Raw genomic sequence first — 24,868 nt, 5'->3', positions numbered from 1 at the left:
CTACATGAATAAGAACTAAAAAGCCGACGTTAAGTCGGCTTTTTTACCTTTCTACTTTTTCCCAATGGTCTTCGACTTCTTCAAGACGAATTATTTTTGCAGCTTCTTCCGCTTGAGTATTTGCTAGTAAATCAAGAAAGTAACTTACGGGATTATTCTTCTGTTGGCTTTCCATGTATAAGGCTCTTAAGGCTGCATCTGTTGTCCGTGGAATTTTTGTTTGACCTTTCTCATAACGCGCAATGGTCTGTTCATCAACACCAAAACGATTCGCCAGCATTTTTTGAGAAACATTTAGTTCTATACGTAAGAATTTAAACTCATCATGAGCAAGAGGCTTGTTGGTGTTAACAATTGTCTGTGCTATCGCACTATGAAGACCGTTCATATCGTCAATGCTTGTATACTCTTCACCGTCTACAACTTCAACGGTAACACCGTTTTTCAGGTATACATTTGATAACCCGCTTTCAGTGTAATGGTACATTTTACCCTCTCAACTTATCCATACAGTAATTAGAAATGACATTGGACTATCATGATGATTTTTAAGTGCAACAGTGAGTTCGATAACTTTGCCCGCAGCTAAATCTTTCAAATTAAATTTCCAGTCTCCAGAAATATCAAGATATGGCCCCTCTCTAAATACTGAGTGCTTACTTTTTAATAAAGTGATCACCTGACCTGTAGTGATTCCTCGCTCATGCATGCGCTGTTTAACATGTTTAGTCCACCGAATCCGGTGAGTATAGTTTTCTGCGAGGTCATTCATTATTTTTCTGGCAGTTTCCTCTGTAAGAGGGAATTCATTAATTCCTTGGGGATTGTGATTAGCCATGAATGCCTTCTGAAATTCATCCTATCATATTGATAGGTTGTTGGGGTGTTGTCAATGATTGCTTAAAGGCTTCTAAACAATCGCAAATTCGTTGTGGAAACCCAATTAGCCTCTAAACGTCCTGCTTGTTACTACGAAGTCTTCACCATCAGCGCCACCAGCTTTTCTGTGATATCCAGGCCGGTTTCGTTCTCTACTTTTAGGAAATAAGGGCTGGGATTTGCCTCTAGAAAAAAGTACTTTCCTTTTGCACTCTTACGCCAGTCGATTGCGCACCAATGCATGCCTAATGCATGGCAAATTCTGACAGCTAACTGCTGAATGTCGCTAGGGACTGCGGTCACTGATACGCTCGCATTGTCGTCGTTCCTGTAATCTAATTCACTTGAGTCAATTTGTACGCTTAGCACGTCATTGCCCAGCACATAGCTTCGTACATTTACGCCAGCAATATACTTTTGAAAGGTAACAGGGCGCTCACCTAACAGCGTGTTTAGTAGTGGGCGCATGTTAGGTTGTTTATTCACAAACTGTGCGGTTCGACCGCCGCGTACGGGCTTGTAAATAACGTCTCGCATATTGCTACAAAACTGAGAAGCGACTTCAGGCGCATTGCCTATAAAGGTGTAGGGGATATGTGCACCTAGTTTGCCAGCAACGCGTGATTGATAAGGCTTACACTGGTGGCTTCGAACAGCGTCGATAGAGTTCACCCATTTTATGTTGGTGTAGCTAAACCAACAAAGTAAAGTACTTGCTCGCTCTTGCTCGACCCATCCCGCGCTTTCTAACACACGAGACGCTTTGTCATCACGTTTATTACGATTTGCTTGAGGATCTGCGTTGCTATCGTTACTAGAATTCTCGCTTGGGGCTTTTAGCGGTAAACCCGGCAAATACTCATGCCAATAAGCAGCTTTAGTGTTTGAAAAAGTGACTCTAGGTTGGTCGCACAAAGAGGGGGAGCTGAAATGGATTAGCCCATCATCAAAATCAGGATCATAGCTTATGGCCCACGTTGAACCGAAATGTTGCGTATTGGCAAAGTAAAATGGCGTAGCCGTTTGACATAGGGCTTTCGCAATATGTTGAATTTGCGGGTCTTGCTCATTTCCCAATAAAGCTACGTGCATTTGCGTTCCTTGCTAGAAGGTTAAGTGTTGGAAGAATCTATTGGTTGTAAAGCAACACACGGACATCACAAAGCGATGCTTAATCCGCGTGTTGGCTTAAGTCGTTTCTAAGCGAAAGCTAAGACAAAATATCCGGGAGTTTGCCGCCGCCCTCACCAATAGCCATGGTGATATAAACGGGCTCTTTAGGTGTTGGGCCGACTACCGGTACGGTATCGCTTAAACGAACGCGCAGACCGCCAGATACTTCAAACAGCTGTGCTTCGACTAAAGCAACGGGCTCGGTGCTTGCTGGTTGGTTTAGATTTGGGTGGTTGTGATTCAATTGATGGTTTTTCATAAAGTACGCTCCTTGTAATGGCGTGTTGAGTGATGAAGTGGAAGCGCTTATAGCGAAACCACTTCCCGGTAAAGGGTTCTAAAGCAGCAGGCGATAAGTGCTGAGCGGCTACTGATATTGAGTTTTTTGTAGATGTTGGCGCAATGAAATTTCACGGTTCGTTCGCTAATAAACAGTTCAGAGGCGATCACCTTGTTAGAGCGGCCTTCCATTATTTTGTGTACGACCTGTAGCTCACGTTTTGATAAGCAGTCCATGGGAATGACGCTATCGCTAGCTGTTAGTCCACTTGCATCTATTTGCATGCGTTCAGCTGCTGTTATCAATACTGCGGGTTCTCTTATTTCATGGTTTTTCATCGTGTTTCTCCGTGTTTAGCTGATGTTGTGCTTCCTCTTACTTCAATGGGTGAGCATGGGTGTAATGTGCCGTGTTCAAGACGATAAACTTTGTCTGCCATGGCAATAGATTGGGGGCGATGCGCCACAATAATTCGGGTCATATTCAAAGATTTGAGGTGGTGATTTATTTGTGCCTCATTGGCCATGTCTAAATGGCTGCTTGCTTCGTCTAAAAATAAAATGTCGGGTTCTTGATATAGCGCTCTTGCTAAAAGCAGGCGCTGTTTTTGTCCACCGCTTAAACTACTGCCCATATCACCCACTAGGGAGTGGTATTGCATGGGTAAGTGCATGATGTCTTGATGAATACAGGCAAGCTGAGCAACGTAAACCATTTTCTTAAGGTCCGGCACTTCTTCAAAACAACAGATGTTTTGGGCGATGGTGCCGCTTAAACAGGCATCTTCTTGAAGCACTGAAGCGATAACTGGTTTTGCTATTCCGGGGTGCTTAATACGGCCCTCTGTTATGGGATAAAGCGCCATCAGGCATTTGAGCAATGTGCTTTTTCCACAGCCACTGTCACCTATGATCGCTACGATTTCGCCGCGATTAACACACAGCGTTAGGTTTCTAAATACCCATGCATTGTTGTCACTGTAGCGATAGCTTAGCGCAGTAGCTTCAAGCGCTATCGCGTCAGCTTCATCTCCAAGACACGGTGCTGTGTTTGCACTGCCAGGCGCTAAAACCTTGGGTGAAAGGGTGGCGGACCTATTTGAGTCAGGTAAGTCTAAATCAGCAACGCGCGCGTTTTGCGCATTAAATGAATCGTCACTGAGATTTTGCCAGTGGAGTTTTTGTTGTACCGGCGTAAGCAAAATATCGCTTAAACGGTTAAAGTGAACACCCAGCATGTTGAGCTCAATCAGCTTATTCACCACACCATCTAATGCATTAACAAAGCGCGTTTTGTAAGCCATAAAGGCAAGCAACATTCCTATGGATAGCGCACCATCCATTACTAGACTCGCTCCAACATAGACCACCACTAAGTTTTCCACCCCGAATAAAAACTGGTTGGTGAGCGCGCTGCCTATATTGATTTTGCCTAGCGTGATGTCTTTATTTAGTGTGGCGACAAGCTTGTTTTGCCACTGACTGTGACGTTGTATTTCTTGGCCGTAAACGCGAATGGGTAAAATAGCACGCACGCTTTCCATGAAGTGGCTTTGTTCAGACGCGGCTAGGGCAATGCGCTCAGTTGTTAAGCGTTTAATAAACGGCAGCAGCCCTAAGCGAACGGCAAGGTAGATTAGCATGATTGCAGTAACAACCAGGGCTAGTTTAAAGGAATATAAAAGCATTACCGCCAGGGTAATTAGAGCCATTATTCCGTCCAGTATTGCAGTTACAACACCTGTAGTTAAAAACTCGCGAATACTGGCCAGTGAACCAAAACGGGATACCACATCACCAATATGACGCTTGTCAAAATAGTCCAACGAAAGAGATAAAAGATGTTTAAAGACTGATGCCGACATCTGAAGTTGAAGGCGAGAAGACACCGATAAAATTACCAACTTTCTAATTCCGCTCGTGAAGGTTTCTATAACGAGCAGTAGAGCAAAACCGATGGCGAGAGCTTTAAGCAAGGCATCGTTGTTGTAAATCAATACGTCGTCTACTACTGTCTGCATGTAGTAAGGTGCTGCAAGGGCGAAAAGTTGCAGCGCTATGGAAAGTGCGAAAAGAGTAAGTAAATTGCGTTTAAAGCCTACCGTGCGTGAGAAAAATTGAGTAAGACCAAGGCGCGGCGCGGACTTTTTTGGGCTAAATGTGTCGCTTGGTGAGACTTCTAGTGCAATACCCGTTATGCACTTTGAAGCTTCTTCAAACTGCAGTTTCCGTTGCCCCAGAGCTGGATCATGAATAGTGAGGGTTTTTCCTTTTACTTTGGTCAGTACCACAAAGTGATTCATATTCCAGTGCAAAATGGCAGGGCAGGAGAGTTGTTCAAGGTGCTCCATTTCTATCTTGATAGCACGGGTTTGAAAACCCAAGTCGCTGGCAAATCGCATCACGTCTTTCAATGTTGTGCCCCTAAGCGAGACGGACATGGACTGACGCAATAAACTGAGGTCTCGTTTGTCGCCATAGTACTGTGCAATCATAGCTACGCATGCAAGTCCGCATTCAGCCGCTTCGCTTTGCAATATCACGGGTACCCGCCTTGCTGTTTGGAATATATGCGTGGAAAGAGGTTGTGCTATGCTCAGCATGATCAAAGCTTCCCTGTGATACTGTAGAGCGGCTCCATTAACCACTCCAAAAGGCTACGCTGGCTCAAATCCACATCGGCGGAAAATGTCATTCCAGCTTTCAGAGAAATACGGTTTCCATAGGCCAATATTTCGTTCGCACTCAGGCTTGCAGTAACAAGGTAAGTTGGCTCGCTAATTGAAATTGGTACATCTTTTAGCTCGCCAGGCAGAATGAGCGAGGGAGAAATCTTTACTATTTCGCCAGACTGCACACCGAATTTTTGATAGGGAAATGCGTCATATCGGATATGCAATGCCTGTCCTTCTTGAATAAAACCAGCAGAGCTTACGGGAACGGCGATACGAGCTTGTATGTCAGCATCTTCTGGGAGCAGAGTTAGAAGCGGACGAGAGCTATCAACGGTATATCCTGTTCTAACTTGAAGGCCAGATATTACACCGCTATGAGGGGCGTATACTGTCTCTTCTGCGCTGCTTTTATGACTTACAATTTGGTGAGTGAGATCGCTGTAGGTATTCTCTATATTTGCCATTTCGTTGGCTTGTTGCTGTGGCAATGTGGCAAGTTCATGATTTAATGCGGTAATGTTAGCTTGTTCGTTGCTCAAATCCTTTTTGACTAACGTAAGTTGCTGCTCTGCATTCAAACGATCGAGAGTCTGCTTTTCAAAGTCGGCACGACTAATGTGACCCTGTTCAAACAAGGTTTTACCTTTTTCCCATTGCTTTGTAGATAAAAGCAACTGCGATTGGGATAATTCAACAATGGCGTTTAGGGCCGATAAGGTTTGTTGGGCTTGAATGCGCTGTTCATCTAAACGTTGTTGCTGTGCCAGGTGCAAAATACGAAGCCGCTGAATACTTTGAAGCGTCCGGCGTTGTTTAGCTTCAAGCTCAGCAAGTAACTTTGTGCTTACTGTATTACCTAGTGCATCCTTATTGCTATAACTTATGGTTATCAGTGGTGCGCCTTTTTCTACCAACTGTCCCTCACTTACTAGAACCTTGAGGACTTTTCCTCGTTTTGTGTCGGAATACAGTTTAAATAAACCATGGCTAGGCTCCAGCCATCCAGTGACCGAGGCCTTACGTGCATAACTTTCAGTATTTAAATATACGGCTACAGCCACAATCCAAACAATAAGCAGGCCTGCAATTACAGAGTAGACAGGTTTAGGCGTCATCAAAAAACTCCCCTCTGCAGCATTAGTTTGCTCCTCAACGACTTCTTTTCTAAACAGCCCTGTTCTCATCTTCATTCCTTTCTACCTGGCTCCTTCACTTCCGAGTGTTGGTGCTTGAGTTAAAACCAGTCCGCTTTACTTGCTTTTCATCACATAAAAAGTATCTGGCTGCCGCTTCCATGCAGGCTATTAATCCTTGGCGTCGTAATCCTTGATACCTCCGTTTTATTACTGCCAGATACCTCGTGGTCAACATAACTGCGATGACAGGATTACTTTAGGTGAAGTGAAAATTTGAAAAATATTGTCTAAGGTCTATTTTTAGGTAGCACTTACCCTTATTGGGCTTGACGCATTTTTGAAAGTACTTGGCCTAAATTTGAAAGTTGATATTGCGCAAGAAAAAGGCGAAGAAATATAAAGAAGTCATAGAACTGTATAAAGAATGTGCTATAAAAAACAAAGGAATATGAAAACAAAACGGTAAGAATCCACAGAAGGAAGCCTCATGTTTGTGCCCAGCATACTTTTAAAGCAACTTTACACCCGCGCAAGTTTAACCAAAACTGATAAAGGCTTATCTTTTTCTCTGAAAAATAGATTAAAAGACGCAACCATCAAAGAAGTGAAATGGATATCCCTTGATGGCGAAAAAATTCCCGAAGAAAAAATTTCACTCCAGCTTACCCCCGATTCCTGTATTCCTGTAAAGGTGCTCAATAACTCAGACGGAGAGCCGTTTGCTTTACGCCAAACTATTACCGTGCACTTGGATATTGATGAAGCGCCTTGCCCTGAAAAACGAAAGCTGGGTATCTGTTTTTCTGCTTCACCATTTGGAAAGCTTAAATTTGAAGTTGAAGACAATATCACTGCGCCAGGACAACGCAGTGCGTTTATTCCACGTGACGACATGGACGACTACGGCGAGAGTATTATAAAAACACGCCAAGAATATTTTGAAAGCGCTACGGGCAAGAAAATTGACCACGTAGGTAAGTACTCAATTGACCCGCAAGCGCTTAAAGGCAACATCGAGCATTTTATTGGCGTAGCGCAGGTTCCTATTGGTATTGCTGGGCCGCTTAAGATAAATGGAGAGCATGCGCAGGGAGAGTTTGTGGTGCCGTTAGCGACCACTGAAGGTACATTGGTAGCTTCGTACAATCGCGGTATGAAATTACTCAACATGAGTGGTGGGGTAACGGCAACAGTAGTTGACGACGCCATGCAGCGCGCGCCGGTGTTTATCTTTGAGAATGCACGGGGTGCAAGGGACTTCGTAAAGTGGATAAAAGAGAATTTTGAAAAGATTAAAGAAGAAGCAGAAGCGACTTCAAGCGTTGCCAAATTGACGTATATCGACCACTTTCTATCGAATAAATTTGCGTTCTTACGATTTAACTTTAGGACCGGCGATGCCGCAGGCCAGAACATGGTGGGCCGTGCTACGTTCGCGGCATGCGGGTGGATACTCGATCACTATAAAGGCATAGAGAATTTCTATCTTGAATCAAACTTTGCCACCGACAAGAAAGCCTCTCAGATAAATATTATGCGTACCCGTGGTAAACGGGTGACAGCTGAAGCCACTATTAAACGCGAACATTTGCTAGAAGTAATGCGTGTTGACCCTAAACAAATTGACTACCACGGCCGTGTGGCTGGTGTAGGCTCTTTCTTATCTGGCGTGAATAACACGGGTCTGCACTCACCAAACGGAATTACGGCCATGTTTATCGCCACAGGGCAAGATGTCGCAAACGTATCTGAGTCGTCGGCGGCAATGATGTATTCAGAGCTAACTGATGACGGTGACCTGTACATATCTATTACTATTCCATCGCTTATTGTGGCTACTTATGGCGGCGGTACCGGTATTGGTACACAGAGAGAGTGCTTAGAATTGCTCGACTGCTACGGGCGCGACCGGGTGTATAAATTTGCAGAAATCGTGGCGTCGGTTGTATTGGCCGGAGAGATATCGCTAGCGTCAGCCATTAGTTCGTCAGACTGGGTTTCGTCACACGAACAGTATGGGCGAAACAGATAAAAAGAATAGATTTACTGACTGAAATTAAAAGGGGCTTCACATAACGTGAAGCCCCTTTTATTTAACGCTAGTTGGATTAATGCTCCCAATGATAGTGGTGCGCTTTCGCTTCCACTTCATCTGCCGTTTGTTGCGGCATAAAGGTGGCATTGTCTTGCTCAAAGAAAAACGGTTTACGTTTTTTCTTACTGCCCACTTCGTTCATGGTGGCAGACTCGTATACGCGTCCATTTAGTACAGTGTATTCTACGAATTCACTCTTTCTAATGTCGCTTAGTACATCGCCATCAATCACCACGAGGTCAGCAAGTTTACCTTTTTCGATACTGCCCAAATCTTTGCCCATGCCTAGGTGTTTCGCGCCATCAATAGTACCACCGCGTAGCGCTTCCCAAGGCGTAAAGCCACCTTGTTCCATGATCCACAGTTCCCAGTGAGCAGCTAAGCCTTCGCGTTGTCCGTGAGCGCCAATATGTACACTGACCCCATTATCTCGAAGCGCTTTGGCGTAGCTTGCTACGTTTTGGTGGTTGTACTGATTTTCTGGCGCAGTAGGTCTGCGGATAGCGCGTCTATCTAAAATGGTTGACGGGGTATAGCGAAGAAGACGCGGGTTCTTCCACACTTCGGTTTTATCGTACCAGTACTCTTCACCCATCATGCCGCCGTACGACACAACAAAGGTCGGCGTATAGCCGAACTCTGTGGCTTTCCACAGTTGAGTGACATCGCTGTAGCCTTTTTCCACAGGAATGCTGTGCTCAAGACCCGTATGGCCATCTACCAACATAGTCAGGTTCTGTTGAAGCTTACCGCCTCCTTCAGGCACTACCATCATCTCTTGATTTTTTGCTGCCCACAGCACTTGCTGACGCTGGTCACGACGGGGCTGGTTGTAGCTTTTCACTGAAATAGCACCAGCTTCTTTTAAGCGCTCAACATGGAAATAGGCATCTTCATAATTATTAATAATCGCTTTGTAACCTAGTCCTTCTGCACCGTATAAAATCGTGCCGGTGGAGTAGATACGCGGCGCAACGATATCGCCCTTACGCTGTAATTCTGCCGCAGCAAAAATTTCCGTCGTGTCGTTTGAAGGGTCATGAATGGTCGTTACGCCGAACGACACATTCGAGTACTGACTCCAGTTTTGCTGAGGAATAATCTCATTGCGGCCCTGCGAGCCGTGAGCGTGCGCATCAACAAGCCCTGGGATAATGGTTTTACCCGTTGTGTCTATTTGCATGGCATCATCAGGAATGGTCACATCGCCACGTTTACCCACTGCTTCAATGCGGTTGTCTTTAATCAGCACAACGCCATCTTCAATCACCTCTTGAGTGTTGTCGGCATCGCGCATGGTTACCACTTTACCGCCAACCAAAGCTTTGTAACCAGATGGCTTGTCAGCTTTGGTGGTAAACGACAAATCCATACCTTCAGCTACTGGCTCAGGTAAGGTTTCCGCTGCGCCATCAACAAAGGCAAAGGCTTCATCAAGTGAACGGCTAAATAGCGTAGGGCCGTTAAACCAGCTTAGGGTTTTGTTGTCAGGTGACCATGTTAAGTATTCACCCGCACGGCTTGAAAGCTGCGTTACCGGCAGTGAGGTCATGTTCGGGCCTATGGTAACGCGCTTTCCATTTTCAACAAACGGTGCCACGTACGTTTTGAACTGGTAAACAAACGCAACCCATTTCTTATCGTATGAAAGTTTGTACTCACTTACCTTATCTGCACCGTAAAGGTGAGTTCGCTTGTCGTTACCCTTAAGGTTAACGCTTGAAAGCTGGGTTTCGTAGTAAGCTTCGCCGCCCGCTGATTCGGTGAAATACACTCGGTCGTCGTTACCCGCGAAATGCGCGTTGTAGCCGCCCTCAGATACTTTTTCTACGGTGTCTTCTTCAAGGTCTGCTACGTAAATACCTGGCTCAACCGAGTATTTGGGGTCTAGTAAGTAGCCGCCGGTAAATTTGCGGAAAACCACTTTCTCGCCATCGGCAGAGAACGACGGCTCAATGTAGTGACCTGGCTGCTGGGTAATAACCTTTCCTTTCCCGCCACGAGCAGAAACCACGCGAACGGTGCCCAAATCTTGGTCATTCCAAGTGGTATAAACAATTGACTTTCCGTCGTTGGAAAAGCGCGGATAGTATTCGTCATGGTCGTTTTGTTTCGTTAAACGCTTAATTTTGCCAGATTTAACGTCGCGCACATAAAGTTTACCTAACGCTTGGAAGAGTACGGTTTTTCCGTTGGGCGACATTTGAGACCAGCGGATCATGCGAACATCAAATTCATCAGGGGCTACATCAACGTCAAAACGTAACGCATCAGCAAATTTCACCGTGCCTTCAACGGTTACGTCCATGGTGCTGGTGGTTTTATCTTTCACGTTGATAGTGTGGAACTTGCCACCTGTCCAATATACGATTTTGCTGCTGTCTGGCATCCAGTCGAAGTAGGCAAAGTAACCTTCCGAACCAAAGCCTTCCTGCATATCTCGCTCTAGTTCCAACGTCAGCGGGGTTTCTACCCCTGTCTTAATGTCTTTAATGAAAAGCGCGGTTCTATCTTTAACGCGACGCACAAATGCTATGTATTTACCGTCAGGTGAAGGGGTAGGGACTACCGCGCCGCCCGTACCGCTAATATAGCGACTCTCTTCGCCGGTTTCGCGGTCGTAGCGAGTGATAGCAAAAATGCCCTCTAATGGGTCGCGGTTATATTCAAAGCGGGCGCCCGGAACGGTATTTTCGGTAAAGTAAATATACTTGCCGTCATGAGAGAATACAGGGTCAGCAATGTTTTGCTGGTCGCGCTTTCCGCTGTTACGAGCTTTAATTTGTAGGCCGTCACCACCTGATTTGTGATACATCCAAATCTCGCCTGCAGGGATACTGCGGCTAGACATAATGCCTTTTGTTACCACTAGGTATTCGCCGTCTGGGCTCCATTTAGGAGAGTGGATAAGATTGCTTTTTTCTTTGGTTACCTGACGAAGGTTACTACCGTCAATGTCCATAACCCACACGTTGCTTAAGCCGTCTTTATCCGAGATAAATGCGATTTGCTTGCCGTCTGGAGAAATCGACGGATGAATATTCCAAGCAAAATCTTGCGTAAGCGGCGTTGCATCGCCACCACTCATGCTCACTTTGTACAAGTCGCCCAGCATGTCAAAAACCATAAACTTGCCGTTTGGAGCAACGTCTAAGCTAGACCAGGTGGTTTCGTTTGTTTTAATGGTGACTTCGTTTAGTGCATAAGGTGGGTTGCTGACTTCCCACTTTTCAAGTTCGGATTCTGTTTTTTCTTCACTGTCGTTTTGGGCGTACAAAGTTGGTGCAACGCCTAAGCCTAGGGCGCCTACTAGCGTGACGGCCAGTAAACGTTTCTTTGTCGTTATCATAATTATGTTTCCAAGTGCTTGTTATTTATTTTCTGTCTACATCAGAGTACATGATTAAACATGAAACACCGTACTCTTGGGTTGTAAAACTAACGTTAATATTACTGCAAAATAATCGAATTTCATTCAGCTAATGCGATCATGGGTACAAATTTAACGTTCAACGATTGCATCATCACTTTCAGTGATGCTTGTCTATTACAGCAATAATCGCTAATTTCATAACAAATCATTAACAATGAATTGTGTAGGAATTACCGTGAGCAACGCTGAACAACAATTGCATTACTCTACTTGTACATTATGTGAAGCAATGTGTGGTATTGAAGTAGCGACGAGAGGCCGTCAAATACTGTCAATAAAAGGTGATAAAGATAACCCCTTTAGCCAAGGCCATATTTGCCCCAAAGCCAGTGCGCTAAAAGATTTGTACGACGACCCTGATCGCTTGAAGCGCCCAATTAAAAGAGTAAAAATCGACGGAGAAGACAGCGCACGGGAAGACAGCGCATGGGAAGAAATCGGGTGGGATGAAGCCTTTGATTTGGTTGCAAACAAGCTACACCACATTCAACAGGCGCACGGTAACGATGCGGTAGGCGTGTATTTAGGGAATCCTAATGCACACAATATGGGGTCTATATTGTTCGGGCCTTATTTCTATCGAGCCCTTAAGTCTCATAACCGTTATTCAGCTACATCTGTTGACCAGTTGCCACATCACATTGTTAGTAGACGGCTGTTTGGTCATATCTCTCAAATTCCCATTCCAGATATCGACCATACCCAGCATTTTATGATCATCGGCGGGAATCCGCTGGCATCCAACGGCAGCATTATGACGGTGCCAAACGTGAAAAAGCGTTTGAAAGGTATTCAAAAACGCGGTGGGAAGGTCGTCGTTATCGACCCTAAACGCAGTGAAACCGCTGATATCAGCTGTGAACATCACTTTATTCGCCCAGGCAGTGATGCGCTTTTGCTACTGGCTATGCTGCATGTATTGTTTGAAAAGCAATTGTACAAAGTGGATGAAATTTTACCTTATGCAGAAGATATAAAAGAGGTCGAAAAATACATTCGCGATTACTCGCCACAAAAAGTCAGCGAGCTTACCGGTATATCGGCGTCACAAATAACTCAGCTTGTTTTGGATTTCTGCAATGCCGGGTCTGCAGTTTGTTATGGAAGGATGGGGGCTAGCGTACAAAGGTTTGGCACGCTCACCCAGTATCTTATTATGCTGTTTAACATGCTTACCGGAAACTTAGATAAGCGAGGTGGCATGATGTTCACCCAGCCGGCCGCTGACGTACTGCCAGTTTCAGGTAGGGGCAGTATGGGCGGGTTTAGCTCTCGCGTAAGGGGGCTTCCAGCCTTTGCTGGTGAGTACCCGGTAGCGTGTTTAGCCGAGGAAATCTTAACCCCCGGAGACGGGCAAATTAAAGCTATGGTAATTGGTGCTGGCAATCCCGTGGTTACTACGCCCAATGCAGAGCAGCTTGATAAGGCGTTTTCTCAACTCGATTTTATGGTTGCGTTGGATTTTTATGTTACCGAAACCTCCCGTCATGCTGATGTAATCCTTCCTCCAGTAACAGCACTTGAGCGCGACCATTACGACATTGTTTTTCACAACTTCGCTGTGCGAAATTTCGCTAAGTATTCTGAAGCGGTAGTGGACATTGACGAAGATCAGCTTACCGATTGGCAAATTTATTTATCTTTGGCGGAAAGGCTCGATGCGCTAAATGGGAAAAGCACGGCTCACTATGCTGCGCTTTGGGACAAGCAACCTAAAGGTGTGGTTGATGACTTATTGCAAGCAGGTCTTTATGGTCGAGCAGCAAGCAAAAGTGAAGGTGCTGATACAAATTTAAGTGAAAGTTCAACTGCTGTTCCGAAAGGCGGGCTGTCGATTGATATACTTAAAGCACACCCACACGGAATAGATTTAGGGCCGTTACAATCGTCCTTGTCTCATGCCTTGTTTCACGAAGATAAGAAAATCCACTTAGATTTTGATTACTTCATGGCTGATTTGGGCAGGCTAAACACGCATTTCTTTGGAAAAGCGAGCCATGTTACAGCTCAAAATCAGCCCCTCGTTTTGATAGGGCGTCGGCATATTAAAACCAATAATTCTTGGCTGCACAACAGCCCCCGTATGGTAAAAGGCAACAACCGCTGTACGCTACAGATTCATCCTGATGACGGGGCAAAATACGGCATTGCAGATGGCGATGAGGTATGCGTGAAATCACGGGTCGGCCAACTAACCATAGAGGCTGAAATCACAGATGCAATTATGCCTGGCGTAGTGTCTATCCCACATGGATGGGGGCACAATAAAAAAGGTATTAAACTGTCTGTGGCTAGTCAGCGCCCTGGGGTTAACACCAACATTCTTACTGACGATTTACAGGTAGACGAACTATCGGGCAATGCGGTGCTAAACGGCGTGCCTGTTGAAATGGAAAAAGTAAGTTAAGCATAAAAAAAACCGGCATTTACCTGTAAGCTAATGCCGGTTTTCGTGAGAAAGCGTTCAATTAAGCGCGTCTACTTAGGTCATCGTAACAAACTCTTCCGCGCTGGTAGGGTGAATGGCTACACAGGCATCAAAGTCAGCTTTCGTAGCGCCCATTTTTATGGCAACGGCGAAGCCTTGCAGAATTTCATCCATGCCGTGGCCAATACCGTGTAGGCCTACCACTTTTTCGTCTTTACCCGCGCATACTAGTTTCATCTTTGTCATTTGACGGTGACGGGTTACCGCCGTGTACATCGACGCAAAGCTAGAGGTGTATACTTTAATATTGTCCTCGCCATATTCTTCTATAGCTTCTGGCTCAGTTAAGCCGATAGTGCCAATAGGTGGGTGACTAAATACCACGGTTGGAATCATCGAGTAATCCATGTGAGCGTCTTTTTGACCGTTAAACAAACGCTCGCTAAGCAAACGACCTGCTTTAACTGCCACCGGAGTAAGCTCTGCTTCACCGGTAATATCACCTACCGCGTACACATTTTTGGCTGTAGTGTTTTGGTACTTATCTACTTTAACTGTACCGTCATCACTCAACTCAACATCGGTATTTTCAATATCAATTTTGTCGGTTGAAGGCTTGCGGCCAATCGCCCAAATTAGGCAGTCAGCTTTTAGCACTTCACCATTGGTTAGATGCACTGATAGCTCACCATCGTCAGCCTTTTCCACTTTTTCTACGCTGGCATGATTGTGTAGTTTACAGCCTTCAGCGTGGATCATGTCCACTAAGGTTTCATGAATAATAGGGTCGAAATTTCTAAGCGGCGCGTGTTTACGAACCACCAAATGTGACTCTGTCCCTAGCGCATGAAGCACACCCGCTAACTCAACGCCAATGTATCCAGCACCAACCACAACAGCACGCTTAGGCTGTTCTTTCAACGCAAAGAAACCATCAGAATCAATGCCGTATTCGGCACCTTCGATATCTGGGATGATTGGGTGACCGCCAACGGCAATTGTAATATGGTCGGCCGTATACTTTTCGCCGTTTACTTCTACCGTGTTGTTATCAATGAACTTTGCAAAACCGCGAATTAAGGTAACGTCGTTCGCAGTAAGCACGCGGTCGTAAGACGCATGGATACGCTCAATATAGGCCTGACGACTGGCAATAAGGCTATCCCAACTGAAATGATTTACCGACAAGTCGAATCCATATTCAGGTGCGTAACGGTGAATAGCTTCAGCTACCTGTGCTCCGTACCACATGGCTTTTTTAGGTACACAGCCTACGTTAACGCAAGTGCCGCCAATATCTTTCGCTTCAATGATAGCTGCCTTCTTTCCGTGCTTGGCCGCGCGGTTCGCAGATGCGATCCCGCCGCTGCCACCACCAATACAAATATAATCAAAATGTGTCATTCAAAAAGCCTTCTTTGTCGGTTAGACGAACGTAGGCGATAAGCGTAAATGCTATCGGTAGGTTCGCACAGCAAATCATTATCTAGCGGTTTCGTCTTAAAGAGTTAGCACAAGACCGAGATTTGCTTTAGGGAATTTCATTTAGTTTATCAATGGGGGTGGTGCAGCCCAATTAAAAGGTCAAGACAAAGCGAGACAGATTTATGTAACGCCCGTCCTGTTTTCAGCACGTCACCTTCAGAACTTATTCACTTATAGTAGCAGAAAGCTCTTCTGGTTCTATTTGAATACTAAACGCTTTTCCTCGCTCTTCTTCAAAATGCACAAGTTTTTGAATAGTAGCGTCACTAAATACGTGACCTTCAGGAAGGATTAGAATATGACTATCGTTATATAAATTTTGGGCAAGGACCATGCCCGCCTTAAGTTGCGAGGCTTTCAGTGATGTCGAGAGCAATTTAGACGTTGTCACATCTTCTGCTTCGAGTAAAAGATCTAAAAACTCGCCGTCGTAGCGCGTGTTTCTGTGCTTTTTCATTTCAAGTTTGGCGTCTCGAGGGCTCATTTCAACGCCGCTCATTCTGCCGGTTACTAAGCGCCAGTAATCTCGGGCTATAGCTAAAATACGCGCGCCTGCGGGAATTTCTTTGGCAACTTTGTTATACAAGCCAGAGCCATTGTAGTGTTCGAATTGAAACTCTATGATATCTGAAACTTGATGAAGCTCATGCGCCGGAGCAAGGATAAGTGCCGCCTGTTTGGTTTGCGATAGGTAATTTTGTTGCTGTTGATATTTGAGTTTCGAAAATGGCGCTTTAAAATCTTCCGTCTCAAGCCCTAATAGGCCCAGTTCACAGATAAGGCCGGCATAGCGCACCTGTTTTATTTCATCTTTTTCTAAACGAGCAATACGCGCGAGTTTCGACGCTAACTCACTCACCTCAATAGCGAATTTACCATTGATGTTAGGGTTAATACTTATCACATTAAAAAGCACTTGCTCCATGGCAATATTGTGCTTTTCTATTTTGTTAAGCGCCGCTTTTATCTGGCGAGTACGCTTTTGAACTACTTGTTCTAGCGAGGCATTGACGTCTCTCAACTTTTTATTTTGAAGACGAGTCAGTTTTTGCAGACGCGTATTTTCCGCCTTCAATTTAACCCGCTCTAAACCTTCTTCAACCACAGATATTAACTCTTGGTTATCCCATGGCTTTTGAAGATAGCGGTGAATTTTACCCTGGTTAACAGCTTTAATCGTTGATTCGATATCGGCATAACCTGTAAGTACCACTCTAAATGTATCAGGATAATTAATGGCCACTTGCTCAAGAAGTTCAGCGCCCGACATTTGTGGCATCTTCATGTCCGAAATTACAACGTGGACTTCGTTATTGCTCATCAGTTCCAGTGCCTTTGCCCCGCTATCAGCAAGCAGCAGTGTAATATCCATGGTGAAGAGCGCACGTTTAATGGCACGAAGGATATTAGGCTCGTCGTCGACAAATAGCACGGTATAGGTTGTAGCTTGTTCAGTAGGCTCTGTCATAAAAAATTATCCTTATTCGCGACGTAACTAATATCGCATGCAATGGCGCTTTTGGACACTGTAACGTTATGCATCATTAGTCTCACCGGTATGTTGTGAGTCTTTAGAGACGGGGTTAATTGGAAGAGCTAGCGTAAATGTACTACCGTCTCCTTCGCGGCTTGTTGCTGAAAGCATTCCACCGTGTTCTTGCGCGATACCAAATGAAATCGAAAGGCCTAACCCTGTTCCTTGCCCCTCTGGCTTTGTAGTGAAAAAAGGATTAAACAATTTATCTAGGTGGCTGGGCGGTATTCCACAGCCTGAATCTTCTACTCGTAATTCAACAAATTCGCCAACAGTGCACGTTGTAATAATGATTTTTCCATTTTTATTGGTCGCTTCTATAGCTTGTCCAGCATTGATGAGCAGATTGGTAATAACTTGAGATATTTTACCAACATTCATGTCTACATCCGGGATCCTTCCTAAATGTGTTTCTACCGTACAGATATATTTCAGCTGGTTATTGACCATGGCCAGTGTGGTACGCACACAATCATTAATATTGTGCTTTTGCATTTGGTCGCTATCAACGCGAGAAAATAATTTAAGGCCTTTCACTATTTCCGCAACGCGCTGTAAGCCTTCGCGAGAATCACTTAACAAGTCTGAAATATCTTCATTGATAAAGCCCATATCTTGATTGCCCAACATTTTTTCTAGCTCAACAAGGGCCAGTGCTCGTTTAGGCTCATCTTTCTCGTCTAAAACAACCTGAATTTGTGAAAAAATCATTTGGTAAGTTGCAACGTATTCACTGAGTGTAGAAATGTTACTGCTAACAAAACCTACAGGGTTGTTAATTTCGTGGGCAACGCCAGCGGCGAGCTGACCCACAGATGCCATTTTTTCGGCTTGCAGAAGCTGCACTTGGGTTTCTTTTAAATCTTTGTTCGTTTCTTCTAACTGATAGTTTTTCTGATTTAGTAACGCCGTTCTGTCTTGCACTTTTTCTTCAAGCAGCGTATTCAACTCTTTAAGCTCGTCCTGTGCACGCTGACGTTGCTCGTACTCTTCCTTTAGTCGCTCAACCAGTTGGTTGAATGCTTCAGCGAGTTCGCTCAGTTCGTCTTTTCCTCTAACGGGTATAAATACTTCTTTATAGTCATTGTTTCTAACCGCCTCACCTAAATGTTTTGCACCCTGCAAAAGCTGATGAAGCTGAGACATTAAAAAAGAGCCAAGCAAATACGAACATAACCCAACCAGAACGAACTCCATCAGACCAAGGGTAACTGTCCAGTTTCTAACCCTTGACACCGACTCTGTAACAGAGGCGATGTTTAAGCCAATTTCAACATAACCATATAAAGTATTGTCGACCATAATAGGAGCACGTGTATCGTAAACGCCATCATCTGCTTCTGACACCGCCAAATCCGCCTCAAAAGGGCGGCTCAGTGCAGTTTCATCGCCTTTCTCAACAAACACGTTGCCAAGTTTATCTTTTACCTTAACGTAAGAAATATTAGGGTTAGTTAAAATCTCTGATACATCTGCATCGAGTGACGCTAAGTCATAACTTAAAAACGCGTTCTTTGTGGTAGAGACGAAAAGCGCAACCGTAGTGTCTGCAGACTTTTTGATGTTGCTGTCGACAAGATCGTTTAACAATTGAAATACGGTCACAATAAGTACCAGCAGCAAAAGTGCAGCGATACTTGCAATGCCCGTTATTGTCTTGAATCGTAGCGACAGCTTCATATGCTCATTTCTCATAGGTGTGGTCTTGAAAGTGACGCAATACCTAGTTCTCTAACGTCGTCCCAATCGCTGTCGTTAGATGCAATAAATCCGCTTAACCCGATTTTGCTCAAAATGAAGGACTTACTGCTGTCATTAGATAATGCAATCAATGCATTAAGAATAGCTTGTCTATCGTCTTCTGCCATTTTGGGGTGTGTCGCTATGGGATGAGGCGTATAGCCCTTGCTTTCCCACAGTACACGAAGGTCGTTTTTCATTGTTTCTGGAGCAATATTAAGCGTGCGAAATATACCGCCGCCGGCATTAAAGAAATTACGCTGTACAGATAAATACACCGAATCGTGAGATTTAACGTACCGTGGAATGAAAGCAACGTTATTTTTGCGTAGGTGAGCACTGGTAATGATAGTCGCTGCAAATGCAGCGGGCGCCGGAAAGGCAATTTCAGCCCCGTTCAAATCTGAAAGCGTTTGGATTGGGCTGTCTTGATGAACCACAATGAGCCCACGTATTTTCTTGTCTCGCTCATGAGCGAGAGCGCGATAACCCACTGAATCGTTAAAAACCACAAAATGATAGGGGTTCATGTACGCGATATCATACATCCCAGCAGTAAGGTTATCTTCAAAGCTTGGAATGTCTTTAGCCGTTCTAAATTCAATGTTAAGACCAGTGTAACTGCTCAAGTAATCAATGAGAGGTTGCCACTTTTCGGCCATTTTCTTTGCAGATTGCTGTGGAACTACCGCAAAAGTCAGCGTTTTTGCGGTAGATGGAAGCGGGATAAAAGTAAGCCATAGGACTGTCAAAACACACTTTGCTGACCAAGACATAGTAAAACCTTACCTGTTGACGTTACATTGACATGAATTGCTCAAGCACATTTGTTAGATCGTGGTTTGAGAAAGGTTTTTGAAGAGTAGCATCTGCACCTATTTCTAGTGCACGTTCAAGGCTTATATCATCTAGAGCAGAGATAACAATAATCTTTAGATCTTTGTGCTTACTTTGTTCTCGGGTGAATTCGATAACACTGTAACCATCCATGCCAGGCATGCTCAAATCAAGGGTCATTACTTTAGGCTCGTACTGGCTTAGCATGATTCCGGCTTGAAAACCCCCAGTTGCAATATACGAATCGAAGCCTGCACGTCTAGCTACGCGCTGTATCGATTTCGCTACCGGCATTTCATCGTCTACTATTAGAATAGAGGGCGATGCGACTCCCTTGAGCGCGTCTGGAATAGGCATATCATGGCGTTCAAGAAATTCTATGAAGTCCTCAACAAGGATACGATTGTTACCACGTCCAGGAAGCTTAAATCCCTTAAGTTTCCCACTTTCAATCCATCGAATTACAGTGCGAAGGTTTACATCGCAGTACGAAGCTATTTCGCCTGAGGTTAACGTTTTCATATCTATGCCTTGTAGATTTATTAACCAGAATTATAGCCGCTATACAACTTGGAGACAAAGTAGACAAAAGGATGAAATGCGACATTTGCGACAGGGGTTGTCTCAGATCATACAGAACTAATTTGCCCGTACAGTTTTAAGAGAGATACCGCTAGCTTAACGCGCTGATGCGCTGTTTCGTGATCCGTACTCTTAAACTAGAAGTAACTTCAAGATAGGTCAACAGAAGCGTAAACAATAACTTGCTTTTAGTCAGCGAAGCCCCATCATTATTCTATCAACGTGTTAAGAGTGAAAAAGATTATGACAACCCCTGCAATTGAAATGGTAGATGGTCTACCAATTTTTTCTGCTATTGAACCTGCCTCTATTAAGCCTGCAATTGAGAAAGCCATTGCGGCGTGCAAAAGCGAAATAGAAGAGGTCGTGGCGTCGAAAGATTACTCTTACAAAAATCTAGTGCTGCGCCTTGAAGAGGTCGATGATCGTTTAAGCAAAATGTTCTCGCCGGTGTCTCATATGAATAGCGTGGTGAGTAGCGATGAATTGCGTGATGCCCACGATGCGTGTTTGCCACTATTATCTGAATACGGAACTTGGGTAGGCCAGCACGAAGGCCTTTACAATGCTTACGCTTCCCTTAAAGAGTCTGACGAATTTGCGACTCTAAGCGAAGAACAACAAAAAGTAATCGAAAACGCCGTTCGCGATTTCACCTTGTCAGGTGTAGCGCTTCCCGCAGAGCAAAAGAAGCGTTTTGCAGAGATTCAGGCAAAGCTTAGCGAGCTATCATCAACCTTTTCCAACAATGTGATGGACGCCACTATGGGCTGGACTAAACACATTACCGATGAAGCTGAACTTGCCGGTATGCCAGAGTCAGCCCTTGAAGCGGCGGCACAAGCTGCGCACCAGAAAGACTTGCAGGGCTGGTTGTTTACGTTAGACATTCCGTCTTATTTACCTGTAATGCTTTACGCGGATAATCGCGAACTTCGCGAAGAAATGTATCGCGCCTATGCCACAAAAGCATCTGATCAAGGTCCGAATGCGGGTAAGTGGGACAACACCGACATTATTAAAGAGACTTTAACGCTGCGTACTGAACTGGCTGAATTGCTTGGCTTTTCAAGTTATGCAGAGCGTTCATTAGCAACCAAAATGGCAGACTCTACCGATCAGGTCATCGGTTTCTTACGTGATTTAGCAGCTAAGTCTAAGCCTCAGGCAGAAAAAGAGCTTGAAGAAGTAAAAGCGTACGCGAAAGACAAGCACGGTGTTACTGAGCTAGCTTCATGGGATTTACCGTATTACAGCGAGAAGCTGAAGCAGGAAAAGTACACGATTTCTGATGAAATGCTGCGCCCTTATTTCCCTGAAGATAAAGTGTTATCTGGCTTGTTTGAGGTGGTACATCGCCTGTACGGCTTAAAAATTATTGAGCAGCCTGGTATTGACACGTGGCATAAGGATGTACGCTACTTCACCATTACTGACGATGCCGATGTAATGCGCGGCAGTTTTTACCTAGACTTGTATGCACGCGCGAAAAAACGTGGCGGCGCTTGGATGGATGAATGTCGAGTTCGTCGTGAAAAAATGGATGGCGAATTACAGCTGCCCGTGGCGTACCTTACCTGTAACTTCAATGCACCTGTAGGCGATAAGCCAGCGTTATTTACCCACGATGAAGTGGTAACTATGTTCCATGAGTTTGGCCATGGTATTCACCACATGCTTACTAAAATGCGCGTAGCCGGTGTGTCGGGTATTAACGGTGTACCGTGGGATGCGGTTGAATTGCCAAGCCAGTTTTTAGAAAACTGGTGCTGGGAAGAGGACGCACTTAACTTTATCTCTGGTCACTATGAAACCGGTGAGCCACTCCCTGCTGATTTACTGGACCGTATGCTTGCTGCACGGGATTACCAGTCTGCTATGCAGATGGTACGCCAGCTTGAATTTAGTCTTTTTGATTTCTTACTGCATAGCGAAAAAGGCAGCGAGGTAGACGTACAGGGCACATTGGATAAAGTGCGTGAAGAAGTGGCGGTAGTTATTCCTCCATCGTTTAACCGTTTCCAAAACGGCTTTGGTCACATATTTGCTGGTGGCTACGCAGCGGGTTACTACAGCTATAAGTGGGCTGAGGTACTTTCTGCCGACGCGTACAGCAAGTTTGAGGAAGATGGCATCTTTAATCGCGACACGGGCAAAGCGTTTTTAGAAAACATTTTAGAAATGGGCGGCAGTAAACCTCCTATGGACTTGTTTGTGGCTTTCAGAGGGCGCGAGCCGCAAGTTGACGCTTTGCTTCGTCACAGCGGGATTAAAGGCTAGGCACTCATGAAAGAGTCTAAGTTAGAGTCTTTCCAATCTATCTACCGCCGAGCGTGTGAACGCAAAGGCGGTGAAAAGGTGCTTGAGGCTATGCTCCAAGCACCGCTTTCTAAAGCACAGATTGAAACCATTCCTGACGATCGCTTTCTAGCTGCGATGACCAAAAAGGTGTTTCAGTCGGGTTTTGTGTGGCGAGTTATAGAGCAAAAATGGCCCGATTTTGAAACCGTATTTTTCGGTTTCGATGTGGATAAAGTATTGCTGATGCCCGATGAAATGCTAGAGCAAAAAGCGTCAGACAAGCGCATTGTTCGCAACTATAAAAAAGTGATGACAGTGCGCGACAATGCCATGATGATCAAAGACGTGGCGCTGGAGCACGGTAGCTTTGGTAAATTCGTAGCAGGCTTTGAAAAAGGCAATATTACTGAACTTTGGGCGTTTTTGAAAAAACGCGGTGCGCGATTAGGTGGCAACACTGGCCCCTACATGCTTCGAGCACTAGGCATAGACACGTTTTTACTCTCTCGTGACGTAGAAGATTACTTGCGCAAGAATGAAATTATTGACGGTGGCTTAACCTCGAAAAAGTCGCTGTCGGCGGCTAATGCCGCGTTTGCGCAATGGCATGAGGAAAGCGGTCGTTCTTTGCAAGAGATAAGTGCCATTGTTGCCTTTAGTTGGGGTACAAACAGTAGGGTAGTCTAAAGCAAATTCTAAACTGGCGAGCCTGTACCTTACAGGTTCTGCTTTTTTACAGGGAAGGAGCTTGATTTACATAAGCAGACGGGCAGGCATAAAGCTTTTGCTTGAGCACACAATCCTATACACTTCGGCATTAATAAAAATATTCAAATTACAGGACTGTCATGAGCGACAATCAAACTCCCGCTACGCAAGCAGACTCTGCAATCGACAATGCTACTGAGCATACAACGCACTTTGGTTTCAAACAGGTAGATAAAGGGCAAAAAGCTTCTTTAGTTGCTAATGTTTTTGACTCTGTAGCAGCAAAGTACGACGTAATGAACGACCTTATGTCGATGGGAGTGCATCGTTTATGGAAGCGTTTTACTATTGATTGCAGCGGTGTTCGCGCTGGCAATAAGGTATTGGATATTGCCGGTGGTACTGGTGATTTAACCGCTAAGTTTTCTCGCTTGGTGGGCCCAACAGGGCGCGTAACCCTTGCCGATATCAATTTGTCTATGCTGAAAGTGGGCCGTGACAAGCTTCGCGACCGCGGCTTGGTAAGCAACATCGATTATGTGCAAGCTGACGCGGAAGCTCTGCCTTTCCCCGACAACCATTTTGATGTGGTAACCATGGCATTCGGCCTTAGAAACGTAACGGAAAAGCAAAACGCGCTTAATTCTATTTTTCGCGTGTTAAAACCTGGCGGCCGTTTACTGGTATTAGAATTTTCTAAGCCTACGTCAGAGCAGCTTAGCAAACTTTACGATATGTACTCGTTCCACATTTTGCCAAAAATGGGGCAACTGGTGGCGAACGATGCAGAAAGCTACCAATACCTAGCGGAAAGTATTCGCATGCACCCTGATCAAGAAACCTTGAAGGATATGTTTGAGCAGGCTGGCTTTGAGCAATGTGATTACCAAAACCTGACTGGCGGTATTGTAGCGCTGCACAGAGGTTATAAGTTTTAATGCCTACTTCTGCGCTGGTTACCGCAACGGCTGAATCGATTATAAACAAGTTGCTGTCTTTAGACGAAGACAGCGAAACAAGGCTAAAAGCGCTTGCTGGCGCCAGGCTTACCGCGTTTATCTCGCCGCTTCCCTATGGGATCACGCTGTCGTTTTCTGATCGAGTCGACGTGCTTAGTGAACAAGGCTCGTTTGAAGATGCTGTCGCGGCCCTTGGGCCAAAAGACTGTTGTATTAAAACGTCACTACAAACCTTGCCAGAGTTAAAAGAAACCAGCCAGTTGACTCGACTTATTCAGCAAAAAGCCCTCTTTTTGGAAGGAGAGCTAAATGTTGCTCAGCAAGTCAGTGCCTTATTTCAGCAGCTCGACATAGACATTGAAGAATTGTTGGCACAAAAGACTAACGATGTTATTGCCCATCAGACCGTGAAAACGGTGAAAACCGTGCATGAAAAATCCATGTCAGCGCTGGCGTCCATGGCGAAAGTATTCGGCAACGCCGTAGTAGAAGAAAAGCAGCTTGCTGCACACAAGCTGGCGGTTATGCACTTTAGCGACGAAGTAAATGCGCTTCGAGATAGAGCAGACAGTGCAGATGCGAGACTGCGCCGCTTAGAAGAAAAACTAAAGTAAAGTTGAGAGA

General features: G+C 45.0%; 19 protein-coding genes. 6 read left to right on the top strand and 13 right to left on the bottom strand.

Annotation, left to right across the window (positions count from 1 at the left end; translation table 11 throughout):
- Positions 1 to 43: 43 nt before the first annotated feature.
- From E5672_RS17425 to E5672_RS17395, 7 genes are all read right to left on the bottom strand, one after another.
- On the bottom strand, positions 44 to 487 hold the full coding sequence (locus E5672_RS17425) for a helix-turn-helix domain-containing protein (protein ID WP_136783395.1): 444 nt from the start codon (positions 485 to 487) through the stop codon (positions 44 to 46).
- 9 nt (positions 488 to 496) lie between these two features.
- A complete protein-coding gene (locus E5672_RS17420; RefSeq protein WP_136783394.1) occupies positions 497 to 838 on the bottom strand; it encodes a DUF4258 domain-containing protein in 342 nt (113 codons plus the stop codon).
- A 131-nt stretch (positions 839 to 969) separates the two neighbouring features.
- Complete coding sequence (locus tag E5672_RS17415) at positions 970 to 1,971, bottom strand: ATP-grasp domain-containing protein (RefSeq protein WP_136783393.1); 1,002 nt, start codon at positions 1,969 to 1,971, stop codon at positions 970 to 972.
- 118 nt (positions 1,972 to 2,089) lie between these two features.
- Positions 2,090 to 2,311 carry a hypothetical protein gene (locus tag E5672_RS17410; protein ID WP_136783392.1) on the bottom strand — a complete coding sequence of 74 codons (222 nt, stop codon included), beginning with the start codon at positions 2,309 to 2,311 and terminating at the stop codon, positions 2,090 to 2,092.
- 47 nt (positions 2,312 to 2,358) lie between these two features.
- On the bottom strand, positions 2,359 to 2,670 hold the full coding sequence (locus E5672_RS17405; protein WP_039217926.1) for a helix-turn-helix domain-containing protein: 312 nt from the start codon (positions 2,668 to 2,670) through the stop codon (positions 2,359 to 2,361).
- The gene (locus tag E5672_RS17400) at positions 2,667 to 4,934 is read right to left on the bottom strand and encodes a peptidase domain-containing ABC transporter (RefSeq protein WP_136783391.1); all 2,268 of its coding nucleotides are present in this window, start codon (positions 4,932 to 4,934) and stop codon (positions 2,667 to 2,669) included. The genes E5672_RS17405 and E5672_RS17400 overlap by 4 nt, the downstream gene beginning before the upstream one ends.
- Positions 4,935 to 4,936: 2 nt before the next feature.
- Positions 4,937 to 6,196: an HlyD family secretion protein gene (locus tag E5672_RS17395; RefSeq protein WP_240692274.1), complete on the bottom strand. Its 1,260-nt coding sequence runs from the start codon at positions 6,194 to 6,196 to the stop codon at positions 4,937 to 4,939.
- Positions 6,197 to 6,629: 433 nt separating this feature from the next.
- Here E5672_RS17395 and E5672_RS17390 point away from each other — a divergent pair, with 433 nt between their 5' ends.
- Positions 6,630 to 8,174 carry a hydroxymethylglutaryl-CoA reductase gene (locus E5672_RS17390; RefSeq protein ID WP_136783390.1) on the top strand — a complete coding sequence of 515 codons (1,545 nt, stop codon included), beginning with the start codon at positions 6,630 to 6,632 and terminating at the stop codon, positions 8,172 to 8,174.
- Between the two features lie 76 nt (positions 8,175 to 8,250).
- Here the strand turns inward: E5672_RS17390 and E5672_RS17385 are convergent, their stop codons facing one another.
- Positions 8,251 to 11,586: an amidohydrolase family protein gene (locus tag E5672_RS17385; protein ID WP_136783389.1), complete on the bottom strand. Its 3,336-nt coding sequence runs from the start codon at positions 11,584 to 11,586 to the stop codon at positions 8,251 to 8,253.
- Positions 11,587 to 11,845: 259 nt separating this feature from the next.
- Here E5672_RS17385 and E5672_RS17380 point away from each other — a divergent pair, with 259 nt between their 5' ends.
- A complete protein-coding gene (locus E5672_RS17380; RefSeq protein WP_205676507.1) occupies positions 11,846 to 14,077 on the top strand; it encodes a molybdopterin oxidoreductase family protein in 2,232 nt (743 codons plus the stop codon).
- Between the two features lie 75 nt (positions 14,078 to 14,152).
- Here the strand turns inward: E5672_RS17380 and gorA are convergent, their stop codons facing one another.
- From gorA to E5672_RS17355, 5 genes are all read right to left on the bottom strand, one after another.
- Complete coding sequence (gene gorA / locus E5672_RS17375) at positions 14,153 to 15,502, bottom strand: glutathione-disulfide reductase (RefSeq protein WP_136783387.1); 1,350 nt, start codon at positions 15,500 to 15,502, stop codon at positions 14,153 to 14,155.
- A gap of 244 nt (positions 15,503 to 15,746) precedes the next feature.
- The gene (nosR, locus tag E5672_RS17370) at positions 15,747 to 17,051 is read right to left on the bottom strand and encodes a response regulator c-di-GMP phosphodiesterase, NosR family (protein ID WP_136783386.1); all 1,305 of its coding nucleotides are present in this window, start codon (positions 17,049 to 17,051) and stop codon (positions 15,747 to 15,749) included.
- Between the two features lie 66 nt (positions 17,052 to 17,117).
- On the bottom strand, positions 17,118 to 18,797 hold the full coding sequence (locus tag E5672_RS17365) for an ATP-binding protein (RefSeq protein WP_136783437.1): 1,680 nt from the start codon (positions 18,795 to 18,797) through the stop codon (positions 17,118 to 17,120).
- Between the two features lie 11 nt (positions 18,798 to 18,808).
- Positions 18,809 to 19,633, bottom strand: a complete 825-nt coding sequence (locus tag E5672_RS17360) for a phosphate/phosphite/phosphonate ABC transporter substrate-binding protein (RefSeq protein ID WP_136783385.1) — start codon at positions 19,631 to 19,633, stop codon at positions 18,809 to 18,811.
- Between the two features lie 22 nt (positions 19,634 to 19,655).
- The gene (locus E5672_RS17355; protein WP_136783384.1) at positions 19,656 to 20,216 is read right to left on the bottom strand and encodes a response regulator; all 561 of its coding nucleotides are present in this window, start codon (positions 20,214 to 20,216) and stop codon (positions 19,656 to 19,658) included.
- 303 nt (positions 20,217 to 20,519) lie between these two features.
- On the opposite strand from E5672_RS17355, the gene prlC reads away from it, so the two are divergent.
- The 4 genes from prlC (at position 20,520) to E5672_RS17335 (ending at position 24,858) form a co-directional block, all read left to right on the top strand.
- Complete coding sequence (gene prlC / locus E5672_RS17350) at positions 20,520 to 22,556, top strand: oligopeptidase A (RefSeq protein WP_136783383.1); 2,037 nt, start codon at positions 20,520 to 20,522, stop codon at positions 22,554 to 22,556.
- Positions 22,557 to 22,562: 6 nt separating this feature from the next.
- Positions 22,563 to 23,264 (top strand): DNA-3-methyladenine glycosylase I, encoded by a 702-nt coding sequence (locus E5672_RS17345; protein WP_136783382.1) that lies wholly within the window; start codon positions 22,563 to 22,565, stop codon positions 23,262 to 23,264.
- Positions 23,265 to 23,425: 161 nt separating this feature from the next.
- Positions 23,426 to 24,223, top strand: a complete 798-nt coding sequence (gene ubiE / locus E5672_RS17340; protein WP_136783381.1) for a bifunctional demethylmenaquinone methyltransferase/2-methoxy-6-polyprenyl-1,4-benzoquinol methylase UbiE — start codon at positions 23,426 to 23,428, stop codon at positions 24,221 to 24,223.
- Positions 24,223 to 24,858 carry a ubiquinone biosynthesis accessory factor UbiJ gene (locus tag E5672_RS17335; protein WP_136783380.1) on the top strand — a complete coding sequence of 212 codons (636 nt, stop codon included), beginning with the start codon at positions 24,223 to 24,225 and terminating at the stop codon, positions 24,856 to 24,858. The genes ubiE and E5672_RS17335 overlap by 1 nt, the downstream gene beginning before the upstream one ends.
- The last annotated feature ends 10 nt before the right edge of the window (positions 24,859 to 24,868 follow it).

Origin of the sequence: Alteromonas portus (assembly GCF_005117025.1) — a bacterium.
Classification (GTDB): Bacteria; Pseudomonadota; Gammaproteobacteria; order Enterobacterales; family Alteromonadaceae; genus Alteromonas; species Alteromonas portus.
Note: the sequence above shows the minus strand (reverse complement) of the source record. Positions and strands in the feature narration are given on the sequence as shown.